Annotated in this window: 13 protein-coding genes; 11 read left to right on the forward strand and 2 right to left on the reverse strand. The window is 62.2% G+C overall.

Annotation, left to right across the window (positions count from 1 at the left end; all coding sequences use genetic code 11):
• Positions 1–466 precede the first annotated feature (466 nt).
• Complete coding sequence (locus tag ARC78_RS12240; protein ID WP_027080079.1) at positions 467–745, forward strand: hypothetical protein; 279 nt, start codon at positions 467–469, stop codon at positions 743–745.
• A 12-nt stretch (positions 746–757) separates the two neighbouring features.
• On the opposite strand, the gene ARC78_RS12245 is transcribed toward ARC78_RS12240, so the two are convergent.
• Positions 758–1,855 carry a UvrD-helicase domain-containing protein gene (locus tag ARC78_RS12245; protein WP_017354990.1) on the reverse strand — a complete coding sequence of 366 codons (1,098 nt, stop codon included), beginning with the start codon at positions 1,853–1,855 and terminating at the stop codon, positions 758–760.
• Complete coding sequence (locus ARC78_RS12250) at positions 1,833–3,413, reverse strand: ATP-dependent nuclease (RefSeq protein WP_017354989.1); 1,581 nt, start codon at positions 3,411–3,413, stop codon at positions 1,833–1,835. Before ARC78_RS12250 ends, ARC78_RS12245 begins: the two co-directional genes overlap by 23 nt.
• A gap of 272 nt (positions 3,414–3,685) precedes the next feature.
• Between ARC78_RS12250 and ARC78_RS12255 the strand changes: the two genes are divergently transcribed.
• From ARC78_RS12255 to copC, 10 genes are all read left to right on the forward strand, one after another.
• Entirely contained in the window at positions 3,686–4,726 is a 1,041-nt protein-coding gene (locus tag ARC78_RS12255) for a DNA-binding protein (RefSeq protein WP_017354988.1), read from the forward strand.
• 74 nt (positions 4,727–4,800) lie between these two features.
• Entirely contained in the window at positions 4,801–5,151 is a 351-nt protein-coding gene (locus ARC78_RS12260; RefSeq protein WP_049404629.1) for a helix-turn-helix domain-containing protein, read from the forward strand.
• A 174-nt stretch (positions 5,152–5,325) separates the two neighbouring features.
• On the forward strand, positions 5,326–5,745 hold the full coding sequence (locus tag ARC78_RS16385) for a CopL family metal-binding regulatory protein (protein ID WP_080354476.1): 420 nt from the start codon (positions 5,326–5,328) through the stop codon (positions 5,743–5,745).
• Positions 5,746–5,860: 115 nt separating this feature from the next.
• Positions 5,861–7,732: a copper resistance system multicopper oxidase gene (locus tag ARC78_RS12270; protein ID WP_017354985.1), complete on the forward strand. Its 1,872-nt coding sequence runs from the start codon at positions 5,861–5,863 to the stop codon at positions 7,730–7,732.
• Positions 7,729–9,006, forward strand: a complete 1,278-nt coding sequence (locus ARC78_RS12275) for a copper resistance protein B (RefSeq protein ID WP_017354984.1) — start codon at positions 7,729–7,731, stop codon at positions 9,004–9,006. The genes ARC78_RS12270 and ARC78_RS12275 overlap by 4 nt, the downstream gene beginning before the upstream one ends.
• A 12-nt stretch (positions 9,007–9,018) precedes the next feature.
• The gene (locus tag ARC78_RS12280; RefSeq protein ID WP_026070603.1) at positions 9,019–9,789 is read left to right on the forward strand and encodes a c-type cytochrome; all 771 of its coding nucleotides are present in this window, start codon (positions 9,019–9,021) and stop codon (positions 9,787–9,789) included.
• A gap of 19 nt (positions 9,790–9,808) precedes the next feature.
• Complete coding sequence (locus tag ARC78_RS12285) at positions 9,809–10,318, forward strand: nuclear transport factor 2 family protein (protein ID WP_026070602.1); 510 nt, start codon at positions 9,809–9,811, stop codon at positions 10,316–10,318.
• Positions 10,319–10,332: 14 nt separating this feature from the next.
• Positions 10,333–10,857: a DUF411 domain-containing protein gene (locus ARC78_RS12290; protein ID WP_229301210.1), complete on the forward strand. Its 525-nt coding sequence runs from the start codon at positions 10,333–10,335 to the stop codon at positions 10,855–10,857.
• 52 nt (positions 10,858–10,909) lie between these two features.
• Complete coding sequence (locus ARC78_RS12295; RefSeq protein WP_017354980.1) at positions 10,910–11,278, forward strand: four-helix bundle copper-binding protein; 369 nt, start codon at positions 10,910–10,912, stop codon at positions 11,276–11,278.
• Positions 11,279–11,440: 162 nt separating this feature from the next.
• Positions 11,441–11,824, forward strand: coding sequence for a copper homeostasis periplasmic binding protein CopC (copC, locus tag ARC78_RS12300; protein ID WP_017354979.1), 384 nt, complete (start codon positions 11,441–11,443; stop codon positions 11,822–11,824).
• Positions 11,825–11,829: the final 5 nt, after the last annotated feature.

Raw genomic sequence — 11,829 nt, forward strand, 5'->3', positions numbered from 1 at the left:
TAGAAATTTTCCTTCGAAAACTTCTACTTCTCACTGCGCTGGTTTTGCGGGGGGATTACCCAAGCCTCGCAGGAAATAGGATCCGATCAACCAATCCAAATCATGGAGGCTAATTCTTGACAACTGCGAGCGCGACAAATATGACGCAAGGGCGGATGGGACCACCCGTCGTCAGTCTCGCTCTGTGAGAGGTGGCGCATCGAGATCACGTTTGTGGAGGTCTTCTACCGGCCGGAAGCAATACCCCGAGGTAGGTCCGTGGTGGCGACTTCTGGTTTCAATGCGCCCGAAGCCCACCGGAGCCTCAAAGATGCGCGCTCAGGGTTGCAGCGGTCGCTGGCGACAGTCGTCATCGGCCGGAGCCTGTCCCCCGCCTACCAACCTTGCTGGCAAGGCCGGTGTTTTTTGATTGCAAGATTCAGACCTATCCCGCCTGACAATCACATTCCCTGGAGTCACCGCCAACATGAATGAAGCCGAGCTGGAACAAGTGCGTACGGCGATGTTTACCGACCCCGGCGTGAAAGCGGTGGATGACCTGCGCCTAGTCCCCGCCAAAGAGCGCGGTCGTGCGATCGCGGCCACCATCACCGTCGCTGCGCCCTCGGTCGACCTGGACCTGGTGCATGCGGTGATCGCCCGCGTGCTGGCCGATCAATTTGACATCGATCAGGTCATGCTGTGCTTCAACGACCCGGGTCCGGTGCCACCACAGCCCACCGCGGCGCCCTTGAAGAAAATGTGATCGCCCGTGGCTCTATGCGTCTGCGTTGGCGGGCGCATAGAGCTGATAACCCGGCAACGCGCACGCGCCGGCATACACAAAGGCCACGCTTTGCCGCGCCCGGGTGAAGGCCACGTAGTACTTTGGTGGGGCGGTGATACGCGCTGCATCTGCCGTGCGCAGGTACTGTGTCAGCGGGCCGTTCGGAAAGATGAGGACCCGGCTGTAGGTGCGGCCCTTGCACTGCCCAAAGTTCACGGCCGGTAGTCCGTCGCACGCTTGCCGCCGGTCATGCCGGAGCACGGTGGGCGCAAACTCCTGCATGTACGCTTCAACATCCGCTGGAGCGACGAGGTAGATGCCATCGTGCCCGGTGACCTCGCCATTGCCTGATTGGGTTCGCGGCATCTGCGGATAGAGCGTGTCCGCCATATCGCACAGGGCCTGGACGCAGCGAAGGCTGATGAGGCGGTGATCCAGCTGGCATAAGCCGTCCGCCTCCCAAATCTGAAACAGCGCTGCCAGATTGGGTCCACGATACTGGCTGTGCCTTTGAGCATAGTTGGTGGCATACGTCGCCTGCCGCGTATCACCCACCAACGTGATGGCAATGCCGCTCTTCAACAGCCGCTCGACCAGATCCAGATCAAAGCCGGCGAGGTCCTGAACTTCGTCGATGTAGAGCTCGTCGTACATGGCCGCCAGGCGTGCCATGACCTGACCTTGGGTGAGCTCATCGCAGCGCACAGCGAAATCGGCCGCCCGGTCCGAATACATCCGGTTGCCTGCCAAGTAGTGGCGCGCCACCTGGGTGCGTGGGGCCCTGTTATTGGTGACACCTTCTACGAACAGGATGGTCTCGATGCGAGGCTCAGGGCAAAGCGCTGCCTGGTACGGGCGGATGCACTGGCACAGCAGGAAGCCATACCAGCTGTGCAAAGTGACATGCACGGGGACCGCACCGGCGTGGACCTCAAACGAGCGCCGGATCTCTTCTAGATTCTCCAGCGTGTAGGTGACAATCGCGATGCGACGCCCAGGCCGCTCCAGGGCCTGCCGGACCAGCAAGGTGGTCTTGCCCGAGCCGGCCGCCGAAAGCAGGACCCGGTTAGGTGATGGCGCGCTGGACATAGTCCGGGAACCTGATCGAGTGCGGGCTGTTGAAGATCGCCAGGGCCGTATCGGTCTTATGGCCCTTCATGTACTTGAGCAGCGCCACCTCATCGGCAAACGTCTTGCCCAGCACGGTATTGAGTTCGGCCAGCGAGTTGGCTTTGATCAGCTGCTCTTCCAGCGATGGGGCGCTTTCGTCGGAATCGTAATAGATCGCGTTGATGTGTTCGGCATAGCGCTCCTGCACAACGGCGATATCGCCATCATTGTCGGTGATCACCTTGGCCTGGATTTTCAGCCGATCTGCAATCTGCAAGAAGCGCTTGAATGCCAGCGACTTGACCGAAATGATGTCTACGCCGCGAGCCATCGGCGCCACGCCATGGTGGTCGCTGTAGGCGCGCTGCACGATCAGCTCGTCGGAAGGGCCTTCCACCAGGATCGCCTGCTTGGCCAGGATCAATCGCAGCGTGTCGTGGCCCGGCAGCTTCATGAAATAGTCATGGGTATCGCTCGGCAGCTGGTCCAGCTTCATCTGGCCCTGCGCGCTGAACAGGATCACGTTGTCCACGCCCAGCTTATTCAACACGAAGCTGCTGTGGGTGGCGATGATCACCTGCTGGGCGGTGGAGAGGGCCGCAATCTTGTCGATCAGCTGGGTCATGCTGGAATAGGACAGATGGTTCTCCGGCTCCTCGATCAGCAGCACGTGGGCAGCGCCGGCCGCGTGCATCGCCAGCTTCATCTTCACCGCGCTTTGCTCACCCTTGCCGGCCTGGGTGAACGGGAGCTCATCCAGGTAAGGTGACAAGCTGGTTTCCCATGTTGAGCGCGGCGATGTGTCCACACCCACCGTCAGCGCCCGGTGGCTGATGTCCCCGGTGTGCTCGGTCAGGTACGCATTGATGGCCGCCACGTCCGCCTCTTCGGAAAAACTCTGCCGCATGCGGCGGAAGCTCAACGACAGCGAGACGCGCTGCGCAGGCGTCAGTGCCTGATCGATGATGCCGGCGATATAGCGATCGGCACCGGACAAGGTCTTGATGCCGTGAGTGTCGATGATGGTCGAATCGAACGGAATGCTGCGAGCGGTGACGCCATTGTTGGCGAAGGAATACCAGCGCACCGTGTAGTACTCCACCGGCAGGCTGACCGCACCCTGGTGCTGCTGCAGGTAGGCGTTGAACTCCTCGCGGTAGTCGTCGTTGAGCTCGACCAGCAGCCGGATGCCGGCGGTATCCAAGCGCAGGGAGTTGTTGGTGCCGCGCAACGACGCCAGCGCGACATCTGCGCCCAGATAGGCTTCGATGGAGATCCGTGGCGGCGAAGCCGGCGTGCCTGCAGCAAGGGTCGCCAGATATTCCTGCACCGCGGGCTGGTGGAACAGGTAGGGCGTGAGCTCGTAGGCGAGATTGCGCCCATGCAGTTGCCCGGTGACCACCACGTGGATGGCCTCCAGCAGGGTGGACTTACCGACCTCGTTGTCGCCCACCACCAGGTTCATGTGGGCGTTGAGGGGCAGGTCCAGATGGCGAAACGACTTGAAATTGTCGATGACGATACGTTCGATCGGCATGCACAGTCCTTTGATGGCCAACGAGTTCGGTGGCGGCGCCTGCTTGCACCCCGGCTGGCCTCCTTTCCGCTCTGGGCCATACTACCCAGGGATCGCCAGCCTTGGGCGGTTTCGTACTGTTTTGACGACTTGAAATGGCCGAAACGCTGGTTACGCGGGATAATTCAATATTATCCCGCCTTTAGATACGACCCGTACTCGGCGAGTAGTGTAACTTGATTGGTATGTAATTACGTGGTATGTAATACATTACGAAATAGTCGGAGAGTGCGATGGCACGCGGCGGCTTGTACAAGAGCGACATCCAGAAGGCCCGCGATGCGCTGCGGGCACAGGGCAAACACCCGTCGGTGGACGCGGTGCGGGTGGCGCTGGGCAACACCGGCTCCAAGACAACCATTCACCGCTACCTGAAGGAGCTGGAAGAAGATGAAGGGCAAGGCCTTGGCGCCAAGGTCGCGGTCAGCGACGCGCTACAGGACCTGGTCGGTCGGCTTGCCGGTCGCCTACACGAGGAGGCCGAGGCTGTAATCGCCGAGGCCCGGCAGCGCTTCGAAGCGCACTTGCAGGAGCGTAGCGAGGCGCTGGAACGCACCCAGCAGGAGGCGTCCACGCTGAGCGCGCAGCTTCAGCGCATTGAAACTGCCTTACGCGAAGAAAAGACGACCCACGCCGCAGCCCAGCAGGCCTTGGCCGAACGGGTCACCGAGGTCGCGCAGCTCGGCGAACGGATCGCGGGACTGACCGCGCGGCTGGCGGAGCACGAGGCGCATGCCCAGTCGCTGGAGCAGAAGCACCAGCATGCTCGCGAGGCGTTGGAGCACTACCGCACCTCGGTCAAGGACCAACGCGAACAGGAACAGCGCCGCCACGAGCACCAGGTGCAGGAACTGCAGGTCGCGCTGCGCCAGGCCAACGAGGCGCTGACCGCCAAGAACCACGAACTGGTTCAGCTCAACCGCGACAACGGGCAGTGGCTGGAACGCCACAGCCGCCTAGAGAGGGAACTGGCGCAGGTGCGGCAAGCTGCGGACGACCAGCGGAAGGAGCTGGACGCGCTGCGGCTTACGGCTGCGGAGTACCAGGCCTTGCTGGCACGCTGGACCCAGGACGCCCAAGCGTTGGAGAGCGCACGGGTCAAGCTGGCCAATGCTCACGCCGACTTGGCCAAGGAGCGAGAACGGCGTGAACAAGCCGAGGCCGAAGCGTTGCGTGCCGGTGTGCGCCAGGACACCTTGGAGCAGTTGCTGGCGCAGTTGCGGCCCGATCGCGCCGACAGTTCAGGTACCAACAAAAATCCGGCAACCAAATGATTTCACGGAAGAAAAAAAAATTCTGGGGGGCATTTTTGCACGTATCTCGGCTTAACCCCACATCCGCCATCCTTATGGGGTTTCCATGGGGGGTGCGCGTGACTTTGTCCGTCGACTCAACACCGACCTTCGCTCGACGCCTCCAACAAGCCCGCCTGCACACGGGTTTGTCGCAGAAGGAGTTGGGCATCCGGGCCGGTCTGGATCCTTACGTGGCCAGCCCCCGAGTCAACCAGTACGAACGTGGCAAGCACGAGCCCAAGCTGGAGACTGCTGAGCGGTTGGCCCAAGCGTTGGGGATCCCCGCCGCCTTCCTTTACACCGACGATGATCTGCTGGCCAAGTTGCTCCTGCGCTGGGGCTCGCTAAGCAAGCAGCAGAAGCGGGAGTTGGTGAAGCTGATCGAGGCCACACCCGAGAAGTAAACCGAACAAGCGCTAGCCCTATGGGCAACCCTTCGCCTCAACCCGCCCATTGGGCGCTCCTGGAGGGAGCTGCAGTGGCCGTGACTAGTGCGACTGACAAGTGGCGGCATCTCAGGCCTACTTGAGATTTTGTTCACGACCGATACACACGCGCCTTGTCTAAAGTGATTTACAATGTCGCCCGTGTCAGCCTCCTCACTTCTACTGCGACTGCTCCTGATCGTCATGCTCGTGCTTAACGGCGCGTGGTCGGCATTTGCGTCGATCAGTATGAACCCGGCCATGGAAGCGCAGGCCAGCGAAGTGGCTGCCGCGGTGCAAGGCGACGAAGACTGCGTCGCCCATCACAGTGCTGAGAATCATCCCGATGCCACCTCGATTGAAAGGGCTGGCACTGGGCATGGCGACCATGCCGGTCCCGACTGTTGCAAGTCTTCTGCGTGCCGGTGCGCCTGCGTACACGCGTGCGCGAGCGCACTTCCGGCGCGCCTGCATGTTTCGGTGCAACTGGCCTTGGGCCTGGATGTCATGCCGCTGCCCCTAGGGCATGCGGCACCTGCCTTGCCTCATCTGATCCGACCACCGATCGGCTAAGCGTCCCTAAGCGCCGCAATGGCGCCGTTGGTGTGGCTTGCATGCCTATTTATAGGCCAGCCGCCCGCTCTGTACCACCGCCCGCCGGTGGCAACACGACGCTTGGAGCATTTTCATGTCGCATGATGATTTTCGTGGTCCACACGGTGGACCGCCGCTGCTACCTTCGCGGCGGCGATTTGTCCAGGGCTTGGCCTTGGGAGGCGCAGTCGCAGGATTAGGTTTCTGGCCCAAAGCCAGTTGGGCGCTCAAGGGCCCGGGACAACCCAACGTACTATCGGGCACCGAGTTTGACCTAACCATCGGCGAGACGCCGATGAACTTCACCGGCAAGACCCGCACCGCGATCACCGTCAATGGGTCCGTTCCGGCGCCGTTGCTGCGTTGGCGGGAAGGCACCACGGTCAACCTGCGTGTCTCCAATGCATTGCCCGCTAACTCCCTCCATGGCGCGGACACCTCCATCCATTGGCACGGCATCATTTTGCCGGCCAACATGGACGGCGTGCCGGGCCTGAGCTTTGACGGTATCGGACGTGGTGAGACCTACCACTACCGGTTCACCCTGCATCAGGGCGGCACCTACTGGTACCACAGCCACTCGGGGTTCCAGGAACAAGCCGGGCTCTATGGCCCGATCATCATCGACCCATTGGAGCCGGAGCCCTTCAGCTTCGATCGCGACTACGTCGTGATGCTGAGCGATTGGACAGACCTGGACCCGACGGCCCTGTTCGATCGTTTGAAGAAGATGCCGGGCCATGACAATTACTACAAGCGCACGGTCGGCGATTTTGCGCGCGATGTGAAGCGCAACGGCCTGTCGGCCACGTTGGAAGATCGCAAGATGTGGGGCGTGATGCGGATGACGCCCACGGATCTGTCCGACGTCAACGCCAACACCTACACCTACCTGATGAACGGCACGACCTCGCTGGGCAACTGGACCGGTTTGTTCCGCAGTGGCGAGAAGGTGCGCCTGCGTTTCATCAATGGCTCTGCCATGACGTACTTCGATGTGCGTATTCCGGGGCTAAAGATGACCGTGGTGGCAGCAGATGGCTTGTATGTCCATCCGGTTTCCGTCGACGAGTTCCGCATCGCGGTAGCAGAAACCTTCGATGTGATCGTGGAGCCCTCCGGGCAGGACGCATTCACCATCTTTGCCCAAGACTCCGGTCGCACCGGCTACGTCAGCGGCACGCTCGCCGTGCGCGAAGGATTACGCGCGCCCGTTCCGTCTGTGGATCCCCGGCCGCTGCTGACGATGGCAGACATGGGCATGGATCATGGATCGATGGATATGTCTGGCGGCAGCAAGGGCATGGAAGGCGGCTGTGGTGCGGCCATGGGCATGCCTGGCATGACCCCACCTGCCAGCGGTAACGCGACCTCGGCCCATGCAGGCCATGCGATGCCCGCCGCCGGCGATGGTGCCATGGCAGGCATGCAGCACGGGGGCATGCAATCACACCCTGCCAGCGAGACCAACAATCCCCTGTTGGACAACCAGGCCATGAGCGTGAGTTCGCGCTTGGATGATCCGGGTAATGGCCTGCGCGATAACGGCCGTCATGTACTGACGTATTCCATGCTCAAGAGCACCTTTGAAGACCCTGACGGACGCGACCCCGGTCGCGAGATCGAGCTGCATCTGACCGGACATATGGAGAAATTCTCCTGGGGCTTCAACGGTCAGAAGTTCTCCGATGTCAAGCCGCTGCGGCTGAACTACGGCGAGCGTATGCGCATCGTATTGGTTAACGACACGATGATGACCCATCCCATCCATTTGCACGGCATGTGGAGTGACGTGGAGGACGACAACGGCAACTTCATGGTGCGCAAGCACACGGTGGATATGCCGCCGGGTAGCCGACGCACGTATCGCGTGCGTGCCGATGCGTTGGGCAGCTGGGCGTTCCATTGCCACCTGCTTTATCACATGGAAGCCGGAATGATGCGCACGGTGAGGGTCGACGAATGAACATCAATAGACGCGATACCACCCTGACTGCGCTGACGCTGGCTATCTCGCTGGCCCTGGCCAATGCGGCCAGCGCCCAATCCATGCAGCACGGCTCCATGCCGATGGAGCAGGGCGCGCAGACCCAGACTCAGGATCACTCTGCACAACAGGCGCCGACATCAAAACCTGCGCCAGCCCAAAAGCCTGCAACACCGGCCAAGCCGAGCGAAGCGACGATCGATCATGCGACGATGGGCCACGCCGCGCCGCAGGCTAAAGCAGCCGAGCCTGCCATGCAGGGCATGGACCATTCGCAAATGGGGCACGTCTCGCCCGCGAGCACACCTGCGGCGCCCACAGCACAGGCGCAGTCGATGCAGGGCATGGATCACAGTCAGATGGCACAGCCCGCTGCAGCCGACACCTCTAGTACGGCCACGCCTGCGATGCAGGGGATGGACCATTCCAAGATGGGGCACGGCGCGCCTCCGAGCACGCCCGCAACGCCCAAAGCGCAGACACAGTCGATGCAGGGCATGGACCACAGTCAGATGGGACACGGGCCTGCAGTGCCAACGCAGCCGCGCACCCCGATACCCGCGGTGACGGACGCGGATCGCAAGGCGGCCATCGCGCCGGAACACGCGCATCCGGTGCATGACAACTCGATCAAGAGCTACGTGCTGCTCAATCGCCTGGAAGCCTGGGATGCCGATCCGGGCACCGGGCTGGGCTGGGAGGGCCAGGCTTGGATCGGTACGGACCTCAATCGCGTCTGGCTCCGCAGTGAAGGCGAACGCACGGATGGTCAGACCGAGTCGGCTGATCTGGAAGTGCTCTACGGCCGCAGTATCTCCACGTGGTGGGATGTGGTGGCCGGTGTGCGTCATGACTTCAAGCCTGGGGCATCTCAAAACTTCGCCGCTATCGGTGTACAGGGCTTGGCGCCGATGAAGTTCGAAGTGTCCGCCACAGCCTATCTCGGCGAAGGGGGCCAGACTGCCGCCAATGTCGAGGCCGAGTACGAATTGCTGCTAACCAACCGGCTGATCTTGCAGCCGCTGGTGGAAGTCACCGCCTATGGCAAGAACGATCCATTGCGCGGGATAGGTTCGGGTCTGAGTACCGCTGAGGCGGGGCTACGACTTCGTTATGAGTTCACCCGAAAGTTCGCTCCCTACATCGGCGTGGTGTACGAGCGCGCGTTTGGCAATACCGCAGACATGCGACGCGAGCATGGCGAGTCCTTTGAAGACACGCGCTTGGTCATCGGCCTTCGTACCTGGTTCTAAGGGGAACTGACAATGAAATCCAACAAAAGGATGTGGGTATGGCTCGGTGCCGGCGTGGGATTGGTTGCGGTCGCGGCAACTGCCACGGTCTCTCTGGGCGTGTACAACGTGGCCGCCGACGATCCGCATAGTCGCCCGGTGTATGCGCTACTTGAAACGGCGCGCGAGCGTTCCATTGAGGTGCGCGCCGCCAAGCTTCAGGTGCCCACGAACCTGGATGATCCTGAGCGTATCCGCCAGGGTGCGGGCAACTACAACGCCATGTGCGTGACCTGCCATCTTTCGCCAGAGGCGGCGGCCACCGAGATGAGCAAGGGCCTGTACCCCGCGCCACCGAACCTAAGCAAACAGTCGGTCGCTCCAGCTGAGGCGTTCTGGGTGATCAAGCACGGCATCAAGGCCAGCGGCATGCCCGCGTGGGGCGGCAGCATGGACGATGAGTTCATCTGGAACATGTCGGCCTTCCTGCAGAAGCTGCCCACGCTGGACAAGGCCGGTTACCAGGCGTTGGTGGCCAGCAGTGATGGTCATTCGCATGGCGGCGGCGAGACGCAAGGCCACCATGACGACGAAAAGGCCGAGGATCACCCTGCCCTATTCGAGCCGGGCAACAACTCCATGCCGCATGCGCACCCGCCGGGCGTGGACGACGATCACCACGGCCCGACACCCAGCGACACGGAAGTCGGGTTGGTGAGCCACGGCCATCCCGACGGCAAGGTGGAGTCGCACCCTGCACCACACACGCCCGTGGCCGATGACGGCCATGCGCACACCCATTGATCTCCTTGGAGCCCACGCAATGAACGCAACAGCAATCTCGTTCACCCTCGCACTGGCACTGGCCGTCGTGTCCCCCGCAATGGCGCAGGCGACACAGCCGCACGCACATCACCCCGCTGCCGCGGCATCTGCGGACGTCGACGTCCCAGTCACTGCAGAGGCCGCGGTCGCCGTAGCGGAGCGTTTCAACAGGGCCCTGTCTAGCGGCGATCTGGCCACGGTCGAAGCCCTGCTCGCTGCCGACGTCCTCATCCTCGAGTCCGGGGGTGCCGAGCGCAGCCGCGAGGAATATCTGGGTCATCACGCAGTCAGCGATGCGGCATTCCTCAAGGGCGCCCATCGCCAGCTGCTCCGTCAGCGTGCACGCACCGCTGGTGAGTTCGCATGGGTCGGAACCGAAAGCGAGCTGCACGCCCAGAAAGACGGTAAGCCACTGACCGTCCAGAGCACCGAGACCATGGTGCTGAAGCAGACCACCGACGGTTGGCGGATCGCCCACATCCACTGGTCTTCGCGGACCAAGCGCTAAGCGGAGAACCAGAAATGAAAACCTGCAGATTGAACCGACTGGCGTGGGCGGCTTTTGCGGTCGCCGGCCTGGGTGCCTGCACCCAAGCGGCTACACCCGCGCAATCCACCATCGCGCCCACTGCACAGGTCGTCCCGGAAACAGCCGACGCGACTCCAGCCGCCCTGCCACGCATGACCGTCCACAAGACCCCGACCTGCGGGTGCTGCGGTAGCTGGATCGACCACGTGAAGAAGGCGGGGTTCACCGTGGATGTGCATGACATGGATGACCTGGGTCCGGTCAAGGAGCGCCTGGGTGTCCCCTATGCAAAGGGCTCCTGCCACACGGCCGAGGTCGACGGATACGTCATCGAAGGCCATGTCCCGGCCGAGGACATCAAGCGCCTCCTCGAAGAAAAGCCGGACGCACGCGGCCTGGTCCTGCCCGGAATGCCGCTCGGTTCGCCGGGCATGGAGGTCCCGGAAGGACGCCAGCAGCCGTATACGGTCGAGCTGGTCCATCACGACGGAACCACCGAACCCTTCGCACAGCATTGATCCGCAAGAGCAACAGGGGGCGGTGTTGCGGGCGCGCCGATTCTCGTCCGCGATGAAGCAGGAGATCCACATGACTCACCATTCCGAAGACCACCGGTCTCAGGCCATGAACGAGTGCATCGACAACTGCACGCAATGCCACGCGATTTGCCTTGAGACCATCAACTATTGCCTGAGCAAAGGAGGTGCCCACGCAGCCCCGGAGCACATCGCCCTGCTGGCGACGTGTGCCGATATCTGCGCCACCAGCGCCGACGCCATGTTGCGTGGCGCCAGCGCTCACTCGGTGGTTTGCAGTGCCTGCGCGGAGATCTGCCGCCAGTGCGCCGAAGCATGCGACGCCATGAACGACCCGGAGATGGCGCGCTGCGCCGAAGTTTGTCGCCGTTGCGCGGAAAGCTGCAGCGCCATGGCGGCTTGACGCGTCGAGGATCCCGCCTGAGCGGCGGGATCCTCATCTCAAATATCAAAAGCCGACCAACCGTGGTTTCGGTGACAGCCCGACACCTAACGCTTGTCGGATCCAACACAGCACGGCGCCGAACGGGGCTTTGCATCACATTCGCAATGAGGATTTATCCCTATGAAATCATCAAACGTCCTTCGCTCCTTCGCGCTCGTCCTCGCGATTGCGGCTGGGCAGTTCTCCCTGCAGATCGCGCACGCCCACGCCGCGCTGCAGCAGTCCACACCGGCGGCAAATGCGGTGGTGGCTTCGCCGGGCCAGATCGATCTCGTGTTCAACGAAACATTGATTCCGCGGGCGTCGCGTCTCAAGTTGCTCATGAAGCACGGCAGTTCCACCATGCCGATCGAGAATTTCACGACCGAGATCGTCAACAACGGTAAGACCCTGCGTGCCAAGTTGCCCCAGCCGCTGACTCCGGGCGTCTATACCGTGGAATACCGCGCCGTCGGTGGTGACAACCACCCCATGCCGGGCAGCTTCAGCTTCACGGTGCGCTGAGGAGT

The sequence above is a fragment of the Stenotrophomonas pictorum JCM 9942 genome, assembly GCF_001431585.1.
Classification (GTDB): domain Bacteria; phylum Pseudomonadota; class Gammaproteobacteria; order Xanthomonadales; family Xanthomonadaceae; genus Stenotrophomonas; species Stenotrophomonas pictorum.